Source organism: Cupriavidus sp. 05N40, assembly GCF_056397305.1.
Genome location: NZ_JBFTND010000007.1, coordinates 52,734 through 70,601, shown reverse-complemented (window position 1 = coordinate 70,601; position 17,868 = coordinate 52,734). Strand labels below are relative to the sequence as shown.

Annotated in this window: 12 protein-coding genes; 2 read left to right on the top strand and 10 right to left on the bottom strand. The window is 68.5% G+C overall.

Annotated features, from left to right (window positions below; genetic code table 11):
- Positions 1-451 precede the first annotated feature (451 nt).
- Entirely contained in the window at positions 452-1,360 is a 909-nt protein-coding gene (gene bla / locus AC1DO7_RS03250) for a class A beta-lactamase (protein ID WP_441615416.1), read from the bottom strand.
- Between the two features lie 225 nt (positions 1,361-1,585).
- Between bla and AC1DO7_RS03245 the strand changes: the two genes are divergently transcribed.
- A complete protein-coding gene (locus tag AC1DO7_RS03245; protein WP_441615414.1) occupies positions 1,586-2,887 on the top strand; it encodes a UDP-N-acetylglucosamine 1-carboxyvinyltransferase in 1,302 nt (433 codons plus the stop codon).
- A gap of 19 nt (positions 2,888-2,906) precedes the next feature.
- Here the strand turns inward: AC1DO7_RS03245 and AC1DO7_RS03240 are convergent, their stop codons facing one another.
- The 4 genes from AC1DO7_RS03240 to AC1DO7_RS03225 form a co-directional block, all read right to left on the bottom strand.
- A complete protein-coding gene (locus AC1DO7_RS03240; RefSeq protein WP_477115780.1) occupies positions 2,907-4,526 on the bottom strand; it encodes a histidine kinase N-terminal 7TM domain-containing protein in 1,620 nt (539 codons plus the stop codon).
- 229 nt (positions 4,527-4,755) lie between these two features.
- On the bottom strand, positions 4,756-5,931 hold the full coding sequence (locus AC1DO7_RS03235; protein ID WP_441643302.1) for an acyl-CoA dehydrogenase family protein: 1,176 nt from the start codon (positions 5,929-5,931) through the stop codon (positions 4,756-4,758).
- Between the two features lie 114 nt (positions 5,932-6,045).
- Entirely contained in the window at positions 6,046-7,383 is a 1,338-nt protein-coding gene (locus AC1DO7_RS03230; RefSeq protein WP_441615409.1) for a type II toxin-antitoxin system HipA family toxin, read from the bottom strand.
- Positions 7,384-7,385: 2 nt separating this feature from the next.
- Entirely contained in the window at positions 7,386-7,646 is a 261-nt protein-coding gene (locus AC1DO7_RS03225) for a helix-turn-helix domain-containing protein (protein ID WP_441615407.1), read from the bottom strand.
- Between the two features lie 282 nt (positions 7,647-7,928).
- Between AC1DO7_RS03225 and AC1DO7_RS03220 the strand changes: the two genes are divergently transcribed.
- Positions 7,929-9,512, top strand: coding sequence for a class I adenylate-forming enzyme family protein (locus AC1DO7_RS03220; protein WP_441615406.1), 1,584 nt, complete (start codon positions 7,929-7,931; stop codon positions 9,510-9,512).
- Here the strand turns inward: AC1DO7_RS03220 and AC1DO7_RS03215 are convergent.
- The 5 genes from AC1DO7_RS03215 to AC1DO7_RS03195 form a co-directional block, all read right to left on the bottom strand.
- Positions 9,509-10,381 (bottom strand): AraC family transcriptional regulator, encoded by an 873-nt coding sequence (locus tag AC1DO7_RS03215; protein ID WP_441615404.1) that lies wholly within the window; start codon positions 10,379-10,381, stop codon positions 9,509-9,511. The two genes, AC1DO7_RS03220 and AC1DO7_RS03215, sit on opposite strands and share 4 nt — an antisense overlap.
- Positions 10,382-10,515: 134 nt before the next feature.
- Positions 10,516-12,132, bottom strand: coding sequence for a class I adenylate-forming enzyme family protein (locus AC1DO7_RS03210; protein ID WP_441615403.1), 1,617 nt, complete (start codon positions 12,130-12,132; stop codon positions 10,516-10,518).
- Positions 12,133-12,426: 294 nt separating this feature from the next.
- Positions 12,427-13,596 carry an ABC transporter substrate-binding protein gene (locus AC1DO7_RS03205; protein WP_477115779.1) on the bottom strand — a complete coding sequence of 390 codons (1,170 nt, stop codon included), beginning with the start codon at positions 13,594-13,596 and terminating at the stop codon, positions 12,427-12,429.
- Between the two features lie 41 nt (positions 13,597-13,637).
- Positions 13,638-15,917: a 3-hydroxyacyl-CoA dehydrogenase NAD-binding domain-containing protein gene (locus tag AC1DO7_RS03200; protein ID WP_441615399.1), complete on the bottom strand. Its 2,280-nt coding sequence runs from the start codon at positions 15,915-15,917 to the stop codon at positions 13,638-13,640.
- Between the two features lie 33 nt (positions 15,918-15,950).
- Positions 15,951-17,804, bottom strand: coding sequence for an AMP-dependent synthetase/ligase (locus AC1DO7_RS03195; protein WP_441615397.1), 1,854 nt, complete (start codon positions 17,802-17,804; stop codon positions 15,951-15,953).
- Positions 17,805-17,868: the final 64 nt, after the last annotated feature.

Sequence of the window (17,868 nt, the reverse complement as noted above, 5' to 3'; positions counted from 1 at the left end):
AAGCATGCGTGAGTTAGACAGGCTCAAGACCGTTCAGGCGGTCGTGGATGGTCAATTGCGGCCCAGCGTGGCCGCCGAACGGTTGGAGATCACGGATCGCTAGACATGGATGTAGCGGCAAAGTTGTAATGTCCGGTTCGGGGGTGCGGACCAAAACTTGGACTACTTGGGGGTAGTTCATGTATTCGTCCGCACCCCCTTTTAGCAAAGCAGAAATGTCCGCTTGAGGGCCTGTCCATGGTATTCAGCCTGCCCGGTTGAATGCAATGGAGACGCCAGAGGAGTTCATCCCACTACAACGCGCTTCTCGCCTCACCGCCTGCGAAGAATGGCCGAGCCCACGCACGAAGGCTTCGCGCATATGGCGTCGATCGCGAAAGCCGCCGGTCTCTTTCGCGATCACGTCCAACCTCCACACCAGCGAGCCATTGCGCCTGGCCGCCGTTGGCTGTCAGCCCCGCGCTACATCGCTGCGGGCGACAGCGCCGAGGGCGATGCGCGCGGCTTGTGCGATCACGTCCTCCCTTGCCTTCGCGTCCTTCTGCGGTTGCGTGAAGTAGACCGCGACAACGACCGGCGCGCCGCCCGGCGGCCAGAGTACGGCGATATCGTTGGTGGTGCCGTAGTCCCCCGTGCCCGTCTTGTCGCCGCTCTGCCAGCCGGCGGGCATGCCGGCCTGGATCCGCCGCGCGCCGGTCGTATTGCCGCGCATCCAGTCCTGCAATTGCTGGCGCGCGGGGGCCGGCAGCGCGTCCGCCAGCGCCAGCTTGTGCAGGCTGTCCGCCATCGCGGCGGGCGTGGAGGTATCGCGCGGATCGCCGGGGATGGCCGTGTTGAGCTCGGTCTCCCAGCGATCGAGGCGGAAGGCATCGTCGCCGATCGAGCGGGCGAATGCGGTCACGTCCTGCGGCCCGCCGGCAAGCCTGATCAACAAGTTGGCCGCGGTGTTGTCGCTGTACTGGAGCGCGGCGCGGCAAAGTTCGGCCACCGTCATGCCTTCGCCGGCATGTTTCGCCGTGACCGGCGAGTAGGTCACGAGATTGTCTTTTGCATACGGGATACGCTGCGCCAGCAGCCCGTCCTGGCGGGTGCTGCGCGCCAGGATGGCACCGGCGAGCATGACCTTGAAGGTGCTGCAGAAGGCGAAGCGCTCGTCGGCGCGGTAGCGCAGCCGGCTGCCGTCGGAGGTGTTCAGCGCGGCCACGCCGAGGCGGCCGCCCGAATCGCCTTCGAGGGCGGCGAGCGTGGCTTGCGCCGCGCTTGCGTCGTGTCCGGCTGCCGCCCGGACCGGGCTGATCGCCGCCAGCGGCGCCGCGGCGGCGGCCAGCAACAGGCTGCGCCGGCGTTGGAAGTGAAGCATGGGATATTTTCCTGGCTTGGTAACGGAAACAAAGGGAAACAAAGGGAAAATTCTAACCGCCCGGTGTGCAACGGCCAGCACGTCCGGGATGCCACGTGCAGGTTTGGTCATGCCGCGCCCCGCCCCGGCAAGTACAATGCGGGACGCCTTTGCGGCCCGTCCGCGATTTCCGCCTCCGTCAGCTTCCGTCAGCCCAGTCAGCCCCTTTTTTCCTCGCTCCGATCCATGTCCAATCTCATCGTGCACGGTGGTACGCCTTTGCGTGGCCGCATCATCCCTTCTGCCAACAAGAACGCGGTGCTGCCCGTGCTTTGCGCCACGCTGCTCACGGCTGAACCGCTGCGCCTGCACGGCGTGCCCGATATCACCGATGTGCGCAAGATCCTCGACATCTTCCGCACCCTCGGCAGCGATGTGCGCATGGACCACGCCACCGGCACGCTGGAGCTGCATCATCGCGATACCCGCTTCGACGCGTCGAGCCACCGGCTGCCGGAGGAAATGCGCTCGTCCATCATGCTGGTGCCGCCGCTGCTGGCGCGCTTCGGCGTCGCGCGGCTGGAGGACAACGTCAAGGGCTGCACGCTGGGCGTGCGCGAGATCGACCCGCACATCGACGTATTCCGCCGCTTCGGCGGCCAGGTGGAACGTGCCGACGGCTCGCTGCTGGTGCGCAGCGCGGGCCGGCTCACGCCCACGGACCACTGGCTGGACTATGCCTCGGTCACTACCACGGAGAACTTCGTGCTGTGCGCGGCCGCGGCGGATGGCGTCTCCACCCTGACCAACGCGGCATCGGAGCCGCATGTGCAGGAGTTCTGCCGCTTCATGGAAATGCTCGGCGTGCGCATCGAAGGCATGGGCACCTCGCGCGTGACGGTACACGGTGGCAATGCCCTGCGCGGCGGCGAGTTCCACTTCGACGAGGATTTCCACGAGATCACCACCTTCCTGGCGCTGGGCGCCATCACCGGCGGCGATGTGGTGGTGCGCAACAGCGCGCCGGGCAATTTCCCGCTGATCGACCGCACCTTCGCCAAGTTCGGCGTGCAGATCACGCACGAGGACGGCTGGTCGCGCGCCACCTGCCCCGGCCCGCTGGAAGTGCAGACGCCTTTCACCAGCAATGTGCTGACCAAGGTGGAAGCGGCGCCGTGGCCCTACTTCCCGGTGGACCTGCTGCCGATCTTCATCGCGCTGGGCGTGCGCGCCAAGGGCAACGCCATGTTCTGGAACAAGGTCTACGACGGCGCGCTGGGCTGGACGGGCGAACTGTCCAAGTTCGGCGCCCACGTGTTCTCGTCCGATCCGCACCGCCTGATCACCTTCGGCGGCAACCCGCTGACGCCGGCAGTGGTGGAAAGCCCGTACATCATCCGCGTGGCGATCGCCCTGTTCATGGTGGCCGCCAGCATCGACGGCCGCTCCGAGATCCGCAACGCCACGCCGATCCGCCGCGCCCACCCGCGCTTCGTGGAAAACCTGCGCAGCCTGGGCGTGCACGTGGAGTGGACCAGCGAGGAGTAAGCCGGCTCCGGGCGGTGTTTCAGGGGTAAGCCGGCAGCGCCGCCTGGTCGCGCATGACGAAGCGGTCGCGGCCGTTGCGCTTGGCCTCGTACATGGCGGCGTCGGCCTTCTCCAGCAGCGATTCCAGCCGCGACGACGAAGGGATCTCGCAGACCGCGCCCACGCTGACAGTCACGCAAGGGTGCTCGGGCCAGCCGCCGTGGGGAAGCCTCAGCGCCCGCACCGCCTCGAGCAGGCGCAGGCCGGCGGCGCGGGTCTCGGGCAACGACACGGACGGCAGCACCGCGACGAACTCCTCGCCGCCCACGCGCGCGCAGAAGCCGCCGGGGCCGTCGCGCAACGCCCCGCTGATGGCGCCGGCCACGCGGCGCAGGCATTCGTCGCCGTGCACGTGGCCGTGCAGGTCGTTGTACTGCTTGAAGTAGTCGACGTCGATGATCAGGATGCCGACCGACGCCGCGCGCTCGAATGCGCCGGCCACCACGGCGGCCGCCTCGCGCTCGAAAAACCGCCGGTTGTAGGCACCGGTCAGGGCGTCCCGGTACAGGTCCGCCTCGATGCGCGAGAGCTTCTCCTCGGTCTCGCCCAGCCGCTCGGCCAGGCTGGAGTTCTCCACTGTCAGCGCCTGCTCGCGCGAACGGAAGCGCGTCACGTCGCGCAGGAATACGATGATCCCCACTGCCTGCCCTTTCAGGTTGCGCACGGATTCCACCGTCAGTTCGTAGTCCACCCGCGCTTCGGAGATCAGGTAGGAGCCGCCGCCGTGCGCGCCAGAGCGGCTGGCGGCAATGGCGTGCTGCYATGCCTGCGGCACGGGCTGGCCACGCCCCATGTCGGCCAGCAGGCCCCGCGCCGCCGTGTTGGAGTCGACGATGATGTCGTTGGCGTTGGCGATCACGCAGCCTTCGTGCAGCGTATCGAACACGCGCAGCCTGGCGTAGTGGCCCACGTCTTCCAGATGGCTGCGCAGTGCGCAGAACCACACGAGCAAGGTCATCACCGAAAACGTGGCGGGCGTCAGATCGCCGCCTAGCGCACCGGTATGGCGCGTCAGGTAGGCCACATTGGCCAGCAGCGGCAATGCCAGCCCGCAGGCCAGCACGGCACGGCCGCCGCGCGTCAGCCCGCCTGCCGGCACGCGCGCCGTGACCAGGAAATAAAGGCTGAGCAGCAACAGCAGGTAGGTGTACACCGCCACGGCGGCGTAGGCCGGGCCATGGGTGAAGACCGCGCCCGGCGGCGCCCCGCCCGGCATCAGGGCGATCGACGACCAGATCTGCCGGTGTTGTTCATTGGTGAAGACCAGGCCCAGCGTCACCGCGCTGATCACGGCGTGCATCGCCAGCAGCCAGTGCGGGACGACGGCCTTCGGCCGGCTCAGTTGCAGCATGGCGCAGAACCAGCCGATCGGCACGGCCATGATGCCGATGTACTGCAGCTTGGCCCACAGCACGCGCGTTTCCAGATCGGTGGAACTCAACTCGAGCAGGCGGCCACCGCTCCACAGCGCCGTGCCGCAGGCCAGCACCAGGAACGCCTTGACGGTGGGATCGTCCCGCCTGGTCCAGGCCACCAGGGCCATCGTCAGGCTCCCGACTACCGCAAAGGTGAGACAGAGGACTAAGGGGTACGAGGGCATTCGGCCGGTTCCAGGACGCCCGCCCGGCGGCAGCGCCGGTGGATGCGGCCGATTATAAGACGGCCCGCCGCTTCGCAGTCATGCGCCTGCAGCCAGGATGACGCCAGATACCGCAGATACCGCAATCGCTCCGGCCTGCTTGTCCCCGGGCCGATGCGAACCGGTTCAAGGAACCGGCGCGCATGCGCAATAGCCCGCGCCCTCCACGGTCCCTGCCCCTGCCCTGCCCTCAAAACCCCAGCTGCCGCGCCGCCAGGTCCTTCATGATCTCCTCCGAACCGCCGCCGATCATCATGACCTTGACCTCGCGGTAGACGCGCTCGCTCAAGGTGCCGCGCATGAAGCCCATGCCGCCGAGGATCTGCACGGCCTGGTCGGCGCAGAACTGCATGGCCTGGGTGGCCTGGATCTTGGCCATGCAGGTGCGCGCCACCAGCTGGGCGGGGTCGCCGGCCTGGTGCTGGACCCGGTAAGCCAGGTCGTAGACCAGGTTGCGCGCGGCTTCGATGCGCAGGGCCATGTCCACCAGCTTGTGGCGGATCACCTGGCGATCCACCAGCGGCTGGCCGAAGGTGTGGCGCTGGCGGGCCCAGTCGAGCGCTTCCTGCAGGCAGGCTTCGGCATAGCCATAGGCGCTGGCGCTCATGCCCAGCCGCTCGGAATTGAAGTTGCGCATGATGATCTGGAAGCCGCGGTTCTCCTCGCCGATCAGGTTGGCCACCGGAATCCGGCAGTTGTCGAAGCGCAGGTGGGCGGTGTCGGAGGCCAGCCAGCCCATCTTCCTGAGTTCGGTGCGCGTCAGGCCCGGCGGGTTGCCCTCCACCAGCAGCAGCGAGATGCCGCCCGCGCCCTTGTTGGCGGGGTCGGTGCGCACGGCGGTAGTGATGAAATCGGCCCGCATGCCGGAGGTGATGAAGGTCTTCTCGCCGTTGAGCACATAGTGGTCGCCGTCGCGCACGGCGGTGGTGCGCAGGCTGGCCACGTCGGAGCCGCCGCCGGGCTCGGTGATGGCCAGCGCGGCGATCTTCTCGCCGGCGATCACCGGCGGCAGCACGCGCCGCTGCAGCGCCTGGCTGCCGGCGGCGACGACCGGCGGCATGCCGATGGTGTGGGAGTTGAGCGAGGCATTGACGCCGCCGGAGCCGCTGCGGGCGAATTCCTCGGCCTGGATCAGGTGGTAGAAGATGTCGCCGGGCGTGCCGCCGAAGGCTTCGGGGTAGCCCAGGCCCAGCAGRCCGATTTCGGCGGCGCGCCGGTAGAGCGAGCGCGGGAAGGTGCCGGCTTCGTCCCACTCGCCGGCAAACGGCGTGATCTCGCGCGCGACGAACTCGCGCAGCGTGGTGCGGAACTGTTCGTGCTCGGGGGTGAAGTAATGCGGCAGCGGCGGCAGGGTCAGGAGGCTCATGCGGGATCCGGTCTGGGGCGGGTGGCTTGGATGGTCGAATGCCTTGGATGGCTCGAACATAGGCCGTGCCGGCGCGGTTCGTCTTGCGCTAAGTGGTCGGCCCGGATGCCTGCACTACGCCGCCGGCATGCCCGCGAGCAGCCGCGCCGATGCCTCCAGCCCGCCCAGGATGGCGTCCGCCACCTTCTGCGGAAATCCCGCCGGCAAGGCCGCGTTCACCTGCACGATCACGGCCGGCGTCTGCGCCAGCAGCCGGCCGATGATGGGCTCGGCATCCGGCCCGTGGAAGCACTTCGCCGCCATCGCGTTGAAATGCCGGCGCTGCACGTCCTTGAACAGATAGTGGCGGTTCTTGCCGGCCACGGCCATGGCCAGCTTGGCCTTGTGCCAGGACCACTGGTTGGCGCCGTTGCCCACCACCGGCCAGATCGACATCACGTCATACAACGGCGTCAGGCGGTAGCGCCCGCCCGGCAGCAGCCGGATGCTGAAGTTCTTGGCGTGCCCGTCCGGCGCGGCCAGCATCCAGAACAGGATCTGCGTGGCGAGGAAGGTTTCCAGGTCGGCGTCGGCATTGACGGACTGGCGCAGGATCTGCGCGATATCACGCATGCCCGGGCCACCGTCCGCCTCGTACTTGAGGTGCGGCGGCACGCCCAGCACCTGGCAGAAATCCTCCTGCGGCAGGCGCAGGATCCAGTTGCCCGAGGAATGCATCTGGCGGTCGAAGCGCTGCACGCTCAGCACCTTCTGTGCGCCGAAGTGTCGGATCTCGCTGTGCGCGGCCGGCAGCCCGAAAGCGGCCAGGATCGCCAGGCAGAGCCATTCGTTCTCGACCGAGGTGCCGAGGTCCGCGCGCTTGTTGCCGACCAGCCCGAGCGGCAGCTTCAGGATATGCGTGGTGGGCGTGGCGCCGTGGGGTTTCATCCAGCGCCCGCCGTGCCACAGCAGCGCGGTCTTCTCCTGCGCGCCGGCCAGCGAGATGCGGAAATCGTCGTCGTCCTGCGCGCCGGGCCCGGCGGGGCCCACGGTCTGGCGCAGCAGGACTTCGATATCGGCGTCGGACAGCGGCGTGCCTTCGATGCGATCATGGCCAGACGGCTGGCCGTTCTCCGCCAGCAGTTGCACGGCGCCCACGCAGTCGCGGCCGATGGCTTCGAGCAGGTCGAAGGCGTCCGTGCTGGCAGCCTTGAAGCGGGTCGCCAGGCGCTTGCGGATGGTGTCGCTGTCGGGCAGCAGGTTATCGAAGTAGTTGCGCACGCGCTCGCCTTTCAGCGGCGAGGCATCCACGCCGAACGGCAGCGACAGCGACAAGGGCCGCCCGGCGTCCGATGCCATCCAGTCCGGGTCGTACTGCAGCTCCATCTCGCCGCGCGTGGGGATGCGCCAGGTCCCGACGCGCTCGCCGTTGGCCCACAGCGACAGCGCGCGCGCATGTGTTCTGCGGCCCATGGCTACCACTCCACCGCGGGCGTTGCGCCGCCTGGCGCGTGCGGCGCGCCCCGGTCCTGCACCACCAGCTCCAGCCCCAGCACGCTGACCAGCGCCAGCAGCTGGTCGGCGCTGATGGTGCCCGGGTTCAGTTCCATATGGGAGATCCGGCTCTGGCTGACCGCCAGGCGCGCAGCCAGGTCGGTCTGGGAAAGCCCGGCGGCCCGCCGTGCCGATTGAAGCACCTGGCCCAACTGCGTGGCGGTGGATAGCTGTTGTTTCATGGGATGACTGCCTGGCGATCGGGTGCGGGTAGCGATGATATGCGTAATGTCACTTTACAAACAATATGGGTAATTTGCAAATACCAATATCGTGGGTATTAGTCATTTACGCATGTCATGCGTATCAAAAGAGAAGCCAGGCAGGCCCGAAGCCATGGCCGCGCCAGCCGTCAGCCACTTTCCGCAAGCCTTGCACGGACGCCTTGGCTACGCTTTGCGCTCGAAGCCAAGTCTGGTCGCGCGCCACATGGCCGCGCCCGCCTTCCCCCACGGAGATTCCGCATGATCGCCAAGCAGCCGCCCGCCACCATCGGCACCGCCCTGCAGGAAGCCAGCCAGCGCTGGAGCCAGCGCACCGCCTACTTGTGCCGCGAGCAGGCACACAGCTTCGGCGAGGTCGAGGCCGCTTCGGCCCGGCTTGCCTGTGGCCTGCTCGGGCTGGGCCTGCGCCACGGCGACCGCATCGGGGTGATCGGCCTGAACCAGATCGAATGGCTGCAGCTGTTCTACGCGGCAACGCGTATCGGCGTGGCGGTGGTCGGCCTGAGCGTGCGCTACCGCGACAACGAGATCGAGCACATGGTCAACGACAGCGGCATCAAGGCGGTCTTCACCGTGCCGCAAGCCGATGGCTTCGATTTTCTCGCCATGCTGACGCGTCTGATGCCGCGCATGCCGGGCCTGCTCAATGTCATCACCATCGACGCGCAGCCGGCGCAAGCCGGCATGCCAGGACTGTCGGCCCTGCTTGCCGTCGCGCCTGACGGGGCCGCGCTGCAGGCCGCCGAGGCACGCGTGGGGCCCGATGACCTGGCCATGGTGATCTATACCTCCGGCACCACCGGCCGGCCCAAGGGCGCGGGGTTGTCGCACCGCAGCCTGCTGGCGTCCGCGTGGGCGCAGGCGCGCCATGTGCGCACCGACGAGCGCGACCACATCCAGCTCGCCCTGCCCTTCAACCATGTGGGCGGTATCACCTGCGGGGTGCTGAACTACCTGCTCGGCGGCGGCACCTGCGAACTGGTGCCGGTGTTCAAGGCAGACACCGTGCTGGCCATGATGCGCAGGCACCCGCCCACCATTTTCTCGGGCGTGCCGACCATGGCCACGCTGCTGCTGATGCATCCGGACTCCGCCAGCGTGGACTTTTCCTCGGTGCGGCTGGTGGTGGTGGGCGGCGCCACCGTGGATGCCGCGCTGCTAGAACAACTGCAGGCGCGCATGCCGCAGGCCACGGTGATGAACCTGTATGGCCTGTCCGAATCGTCCGGGGCCATCGTGATGACACCCTGGAACGCGGCGCGGCAAGACCTGATGGACTCGATCGGCTGCGTATTCGACAGTGCAGAGGTGCGCGTGGTCACCCCCGCCGGCAATATTGCCGCGCCCGGGGAGATCGGCGAGCTTTGCTTCCGTGGCGCGGGCGTGTGCGCGGGCTATATCGGCGCCGCGGCCAGTGCCGACGGCTTCGGCGCCGACAACTGGCTGCGCTCCGGCGACCTGGGCTGCGTGGACAAGCGCGGCTATATCCAGCTCAAGGGCCGCAAGAAGGATATGTATATCCAGGGCGGCTTCAACGTCTACCCCGCCGAGATCGAAGGCGTGATCGCGCGCCATCCGGACGTGATGATGGTGGCCGGCATTGGTGTGCCGGACCCGGTGCTGGGCGAGATCGGGCGCTACTACATCGTGCCGAAGCCGGGCTGCGACCTGACCGGCCCGGAGATCCGCGCCTATTGCGCGAGCCGCCTGGCCGACTACAAGGTGCCGCGCCAGGTGGTGCTGCGCGATATCCTGCCAATGACGCCGGCCGGCAAGATCCACAAGGCCGCCCTGCGCGCGGAGTGCGCGGCGGAACCCCGCTAGCGGCCCCGGCCGTCGGGGCCGGGCACGCCGCCCTGCGCAGCGCGCTCGCCGATCAGGGCGAGCTTGCGCGAGCCGGCAAAGATATCGCTCGGCTTGAGGCCATAGACCTGCCGGATCGAGTGGCTGAAGTGCGTGGAATCCGGGTAGCCGGTATCGAGCGCCACATGGGCCAGGTTGGAATCCTGCGTCACGTAGTGCAGCAGGCTGCGCGCGCGCTTCCAGGTGCGGAAGCTGCGGAACGGCGTGCCGATCTCCTCCTTGAACAGATGCAGGAAGCGCGAGAACGACAGATGCGCCGACGCCGCGCAGGACTCCGCCGTGGCGGTGGCCGAGGGCGCATCGCGGATGCGCTGCACCACGGCCTCGATGCGCGGGTCCAGCCGGCGCCGCGCCAGCGTTTGCCCGAAGAAGATCTGGTCGAAGCTGTCGGCCTGCAGGTCCACTTCGCGGCCATGCTGGCTGAGCCAGGCATGGGCCTGACGCACATGGCGCACGAAGGCGGGGTCGTCCACCGGCCCGGCCCGCCCGCGGATCACGGACGGCAGGCGCGCCAGGTCAATGCTTTCGGCCTCCAGCCCCAGGTCGCAGATCATGCGGTCGTCGCACGCCACCGAGTGCGGCATGTAGGCAGGCACCACCGCGAGATCGGTGGATTCCCACCGGGTGCCGTCCAGGCAGATGCGGATTGGCGCGCGCAGGGCCACGTAGACCAGCAGCCCGCCCATGGTGCGCACCGACGGCGAACCAAGCAGGCCCGCGTAGAACAGCCGCTCCGCCGTGACCCACATCACCCTGCCGCGCACGTCCGCGGCGCGCGGCGCCGTATCCGTGGCCGGCGGGCACGCAATGCCTTTTGCCTGCATCTGCATGTCCTTTTGTCTCCTGCCGGCGCTGTCCGCGCACCCGGGGATGCGTCGCCAGGCCGGCTTGTGTGTGGTGGCGCCGCCGCATGGCCGGTAGCGCAACGGGCAGCGTAGCCCGCGCCTGCCGCCCGCGTCTTGCGTCAGCTGGCTACGCCGCCGGCCTCATCGTAATGCTCCCGGTAGCGCTGACGCAACTCGAACTTCTGGATCTTGCCGGTGGACGTGGCCGGCAGCGCAGCCAGCAGCAGCACTGCCTTGGGCACTTCGAAGCCGCCCAGATGCGCCCGGCAGTGCGCATCCAGCTCGGACTCCGCTATCGCCGCGCCCGGCTTGAGCGTGACGAAGGCCGTCACCGCCTCGCCCCAGCGCGCATGCGGCAGGCCCACCACCGCCGCGTTGGCCACCGCGGCATGGCGCAGCAGCACCTCCTCGACCTTGATCGAGGGAACGTTCTCGCCGCCGGTCTTGATCATGTCCTTGATGCGGTCGAGGAACAGCAGCTGGCCGTCCTCATCGAGCACGCCGAGGTCGCCGGAGTGGTGCCAGCCGAAACGCTGGGCGCGCGCCGTGGCTTGCGGATCCTTGTAGTAGCCCAGCATCACATTGGGCCCGCGGAACACGATCTCGCCCGGCTCGCCGGGGCCAAGCAGGCGGCCGTCGTCGGCCATCACCGCCACTTCGTTGCCCACCGTGCCCACGCCCCACCAGGCGCCGAAGCGCCGGCGCTGCTGGTCCGCTTCGAAGATGGTCGCCGCCGGGTACATCTCGGTCTGCCCTGAGCACAGGATGAAATTCGGGCAGAACGCGTCCAGCAGCCGCAGCAGCAGGTTCTTGGGCAGCGGCGCCATGCCGTAGATGCACAGCCGCACGCTGGACAGGTCCGTGGCGGCGAACTGCGGATGCTCCAGCATGGCGCGGTACATCATCGGCAGCGCCACCACCACGCTGACGCGGTGGCGCGCCAGGTCCGCCAGCACCCGCGCCGGTTCGAAGCCGCGCGCCACCACCACCGCGTGGCCGCCCAGCAGGGCACTCATGGTGTTGCCGTGCTGGGCGCAATGGAACATCGGCAGCAGGCAGGTAAACACCTCGGGCGCCGCGCTGCCGCAGCCGGTATCGACCAGGTTGGCCATCAGCACCGAATGCACCGAGGCATGCGAATGCATCACGCCCTTCTGCGGGCCGGTGGTGCCGCTGGTGTACATGATCTGGGCAAGCTGGCCGCTGGCGATGTCCACCGTCGGCAGGGTGGCCGGCTGGCCGGCCAGCGCGTCCGCGTATTTCGTCACGGCGATCCCTGGCGCCTGCGCTGCCACCTCGCCGGCGGGCTCCAGCAGCACCACGGGAAGACCCAGTTCCGCCACCAGTTCGGCGATGCCGGGGCGCGCCAGCACCGAGGCATCCGCCACCACCCGCGTCACCTCGGCATGCTCGAGGATGTAGCGGATCGCGTCGGGCGCCAGCGCGGTGTTGACGGGCACCCACACCAGGCCCGCCTTCTGGATGCCAAGCAGCGCCACGATCATGGCGGTGGAGTTGTTGCACAGCATGCCCACGCGCTCGCCGCCGCCCATGCCCTGGCCCAGCAGGTAATGGGCGAACTGGTTGGAGGCCGCATCCAGCCCCGCATAGCTCAGGCTGTGCTCGCCCTCGATCAGCGCGGTACGCGCGCCGAAGCGCCGCGCCGAGCGGTGCACCACGTCCCCCAGCGCAATGCGGCCGATGCGCTCGCGCGCCTGTTCCGTTGCCGTGCTCATCCCTGTCTCCTGTTGTCGGTTGTCTGCTTTGCCGCATCCCGCGCGGCCTCGCCGCGGGGCCGGACTGCCCGTGTGCATCGGCGGCTGCCCCGTGATCGCGCCCACGGCCTGCCATGAGCTGCCTGCCATGAGCTGCCATGGCCGGAGCAGTTACCTCATCCGTGTTATTACGCACCGGGTCGGGTGCAGCCTATGCTTGGCCTGCACTTTCCAAAATTTGCTCTAGGCCCGCCACGTCGCTCACGCATCGTGGCGGGCTTCTTTTCTTCTGCTGCCGGCGCGTGCCGGGAGCCGCTACATCTTCGGCGGCGGCAGCAGGTCGCTGGCGGGGATCCACTTGTCGCCCGAGACCTTCATGATGCGGATGCGGTCGTTGCTCAGGCGGTTGCCGGCGGAAACATTGAAGCCCGGGTTGCCAAGCGGGTCCTGCGGCAGCTTGGTCGATTCCATGGCGGCGTTGAAGCTTTCGGCAGTCAGGTTGCGCCCGGCCTTGTCGGYAATGGTGGCGAAGGTGGTGTAGGCGTAGTAGCTGAACATCGAATACACGCCCGGGTCTTCATTGAAGCGCTTCTTGTAGGCCGCCGCCCATTGCCGGACCGCCGGGTTTGCATCGTCGGCATAAGGCAGCATGATGAAGGCCGCCGCATGCAGCCCCTCCATCGCCTTGCCGCCCAGTTGCGGCACCTGGTGCGAGTAATTGGCCGTGGTGCCGGCAAAGACCGGGTTGAAGCCGATCTTGCGTGCTTCCTGCACCGAAGCGACGTACTCGCGCATGGTGGACGCGTTGAACACCAGGTCGCAGTTGGCCGCCTTCAGCCGTGCCATCTGCGAAGAAAAATCCGTCGCGCCGCGCTTGTACGAGACTTTTTCCACCAGCGTCATGCCCTTGGCCTTGAGGTAGGCCGCCACGCCTTCCACCGATTCGCGCCCGTAGTCGTCGTCCTGATACAGCGCGCCGATGCGCTGGTAAGGCTTCTGCTTCATGAAGTAGTCCATGATCGTCATCGACATCAGGTAGTTCGACGGCCCCAGTGCGATCTTGTACGGGCTGGCTGGCTCGTACATATCGCGCGCCGCGCTCTGCGGCATGAAATTGAAGACCTTGCTCTGCAGCAGGAACGGCAGCGTGGCCATATTGGGCGCCGTGCCAAGATGGCCGACGACGGCGAACACGCCGTCCTGCGTGACCAGCTTCTGCGCCGCCAGCACGGCGCGCTTGGGCTCGTAGCCGTTGTCCTCCACCACCACACGGATCTTGCGGCCCTGCACGCCGCCGCGCGCATTGATTTCCTCCACGGCCATGGTCATGCCGTTGCGCGACTCCTTGCCGTAGTTGACGATCGGCCCCGACATGTCGGTGATCAGGCCGAGCACGATTTCCTTGTCGTTCACGCCGCGCGTCTCGGCGCCGGCCCCGGCGCTGAGCGCCAGCGCCACGGCGGCGATGGTGGTTTTCCAGATCATGGTGGTCTCCTTGTGTTGTCGTTGGCTTGCGCTTCTTCGCTTCAATGCACGCTCTGCGGCGGCTTGGGTCCCGGATGGATGGCGGCTGGCACGGCGAACTGCCCCACCCCGGCCGGCAAGGGCGGCGGCGCGGACGATGGCGGCAGCCAGCCCGACAGGCCCGGGCCGCCCTGCCCGCCCCCGGCCAGCCTGGCCAGCCTGGCCAGCAATGGCGAAATGTCCCAGTAGTCATAGGGGTTGCCGCGCTCCCGGGCATAGCGCTCCATCCCCGCCGCGATGCGCGCCAGGCCGATGCGGTCGGCCAGCCAGACCGGCCCGCCCAGGTAATCCGGGAAGCCGTAGCCGGCCGTCCATACCATGTCGATGTCGCCGGGCCGGCAAGCCACGCCCTCTTCCAGCAGCTTGGCCGCTTCGTTGACAAGCGGATAGATCAGGCGCTCGACGATCTCCTCGTCGGCAATCTCGGTGCGGCGCGGCGCGATGCCGTGCGCGCGGCCCAGCGCGGCGCAGATGCGCGCGGCCTCCGGGTCCGGCACGAGCGTGCCGGCCGGGTAGCGGTAGAAGCCCGCGCCGCTCTTGCAGCCAAGCCGGCCCAGCCTGTAGAGCGTGCGCACCACCGCGCGGTAAGCGGGATCGGGCGGCAGGCCGCCGGCCTTGCCATACTCCAGCACGATGCGCGCGGCCACGTCGATGCCGGCCAGGTCCAGCATGCGGCATGGCCCCATCGCCATGCCGTAGGCCTGCATCACCGCATCCAGCCGCGCCGGGCTGACGCCTTCCATCAGCAGGAACTCGCTCTCGCGCAGGTAGGCCTCGGCCATGCGGTTGCCGATAAAGCCGAAACACACGCCGGACACCACCGCAACCTTGCCCAGCCGGCGCGCCAGCTGCATGGCGGTCGCCAGCACATCGGGCGCCGTGGCCGCGGTACGTACCACCTCGATCAGCCGCCCGCCGTTGGACGGGTTGCGGAAATGCAGCCCCACGAAATCCGCCGGCCGCCCGCTGGCCTCGGCCAATACCTCCACATCCAGCGTGGAGGTATTGGTGGCGATGATGGCGCCGGGCTGGCAGATGCGCCCAAGCCCCGCATGGACCTGCTGCTTGAGCGCCATGTCCTCCACCACCGCCTCGATCACCAGCTCGCAGCCGGCCAGCGCGCCGTGGTCCAGCGTGCCGGCGATCAGGCCCATGCGGCTGGCCACCTGATCGGGCCGCAGCCGCCCGGCGGCGACAGCCACGTCATACTGCGCGCGCACCGATGCCAGGCCACGCGCCAGCGCAGCGTCGCTGGCCTCCACCAGCGTCACCGGCAGGCCGGCATCGGCCAGGCTCATGGCAATGCGGCTGCCCATGGTGCCGGCGCCCACCACGCCGGCGGTATGCAGGGCGCGCGGCGCCATGCCAGCCGGCAAGCCCGGCACGCGCGCGGCCTGCCGCTCGGCGAAGAACAGGTGGCGCAGCGCCTGCGACTGCGGCGATGCCACGCAGGCGGCCAGCAGGCGCGCCTCAACCGCCTCGCCCTCGGCAAACGGCAGGTTCACGGCGGCGTCCACCGCCTGCACGATGGCTGCGGCGGCCGGATAGCGCCCGTGCTCCTCGCGCGCCCGCCGCATGGCCTGTGCGAAGAAATCGTCCGGCAAGCCCGCCGCACTGGCGCGCCGCGCGGACAGCCGCCGGGCGGGAGCCCGCCTCTCCAGCAAGGCCTCCAGGTAGTTCAGCCCGACCGCCAGCGGCTCGCCGGCCACCACGGCATCGACGATGCCGGCGGCCATTGCCGCTTCGGCATCCAGCATGCGCCCGCTCAACATCAGGTCCAGCGCCAGCGCCGCCCCGCAGGCACGCGGCAGCCGCTGCGAACCCAGCGAGCCCGGCAGCAGGCCCAGTTTGATCTCCGGCAGCCCCACGCACGCACCCGGCAGTGCCACGCGGTAGTGGCAGGCCAGCGCCAGTTCCAGCCCGCCGCCCAGCGCGGTGCCGTGCAGCGCCGCCACTACCAGCCGCGGGCTGGCCTCGATGCGGGCCAGGATGCGGTTATACGGCCCGGCATCGAAATCCGGCGCGTCGAACTGCGCGATATCCCCGCCGGCAACGAAGGTCCGGCCGGCGCACCAGACCAGCAGGCCGTCCAGCCCGGCGTCCGCTTCAAAGGCAGCCACGCACGCATCCAGCCCCGCCACGGTGGCCACCGAGAGCGCGTTCACCGGCGGATGGCTGATGCACATCAGGCCGATGCGGCCATGCCGGACCAGGCTGACGGGGCCGTGCCTGACGGCCTGGCCCGCGATGCCGGTGTTTCCCATGCTGCCTGCCTTGCTCATCGCGCCTCCTGTGAGGGCTAGTGCTTCAGCGCTTCAAGCCACCTTGGCCGGATACATCGACTCGATCAGTTCGCTGTACTTGTCATTGACCAGCTTGCGCTTGAGCTTCATGGTCGGGGTCAGTTCCTCGTCCTCGGCACCCAGGCGCGTCTCCAGCAGGCGGAACGCCTTGATCTGCTCCACGCGCGCGAACTGCTGGTTCACGCGGTCGATCTCCTGCCCCACCAGTGCGATCACCTCCTTGCTGCGGCACAGCGAGCCGTAGTCGGAGAAATGCACGTCATGCTCCTGCGCCCACTGCTCCACGTTGTCCTGGTCGATCATCACCAGGCAGCTCAGGAAAGGCCGGCGGTCGCCGATCACCACCGCGTCCGTCACGTAGGGGCTGAACTTGAGCTGGTTCTCCCATTCGGAAGGCGTCACGTTCTTGCCGCCGGCCGTGATGATCAGGTCCTTCATGCGGTCGGTGATATAGAAATAGCCATCCGCGTCCACGCGGCCCACGTCGCCGGTGCGCAGCCAGCCGTCCACCATCGTCTCGGCCGTCTTGGCGGGCAGGTTCAGGTAGCCCATGAAGACCTGCGGCCCGCGCACCAGCAGCTCGCCCTCGTGCGAGATCTTTACCTCGGTATGCGGCAAGGCAATGCCGATGCTGCCCGGGCGCATGCGGCCCGGCGGGTTGCAGGTGGCCGCGCCGGTGATCTCGGTCATGCCCCACAGCTCATGCAGCTCGATGCCCAGCGCCATATACCAGCGGATCAGGTCCGGCGAGATCGGCGCGGCGCCGGTCACCGCCAGTTGCACGCGATTCAGGCCCATCATGCGGCGCACATTGCCCAGCACCAGCGTGTCGGCCAGCCACAGCTTGAGGCGCGCGCCTAGGGACAGCCGCCGCGCCTGCCCGGGCCCATGTACGCGTGCCCTGCCGGCCGCCAGCCCCCAGGCGTAGGCGCGGCGCTGCAGGCCGGTAGCCTCGCGCACGGCGATGGTCACGCTGGAATACAGCTTCTCCCACACGCGCGGCACCGCCAGGAAGGCATCCGGCTGGATCTCGCGGATATTGTCGAAAATCGTGTCCGGGTTCTCCACGAAGTTCGCCACCGCACCGCACAGGATCGCGTAATACTCGCCGAAGATCCGTTCCGACACATGGCACAGCGGCAGGAAGGCCATGCGCTCGCCGATGGTAGTGGCCGGCATGAACTCGCGCAGCGTCAGGCAACTGCGCAGCACATTGCGGTGCGACAGCATCGCCCCCTTGGGCCGCCCCGTGGTGCCGGACGTGTACACCAGCACCGCCAGCGCGTCGGCGCTGCCCTCGGCCCGCATGGCCGGCAGCCAGCCCGGCTGCCGCGCGCGCGCCTGCCGGCCCAGTGCCAGCAGCGCGTCAAGGCTCATCACGGCGGCATCATCGAAGCCGGACAGCCCCTCCATGTCGAACACCACCACGCGGCGCAGGCCCGGCAGGCGCTCGCGCACCTCCAGGTATTTGTCGAGCTGCTCCTCGTTCTCCACGAACAGCACCACGGAGCCCGAGTCCTGGCACAGGTATTCCACCTGCGACGGCGCATCGGTGGGGTAGATCCCGTTCACCACCGCGCCGGCCGTGAGCGCGCCCAGGTCGGTCCAGACCCATTCGCGGTTGGTGTTGGACAGCACCGAGACCACCTCGCCCCGCTGCAGGCCCAGCTCCGCCAGCCCCGCGGCCACGTCCGCCACGATCTCGCCCACCTCGCGCCAGCCATAGCTGCGCCAGATGCCAAGATCCTTCTGCCGCATCATCACGGCATCGCCGCGCACCTCCACCGCATGCCAGAACATCTGCGGCACGGTCTGGAACGCGGCTTCGGACAAGGGCTGCATGGTGTGCGCGGCTGGTTTTGCCATGGGCGGTTCTCCGAACGTCCTTAGAGGTTGTTTCAAAATGAAGCGAAGCGGTGCTGGCCAGGGC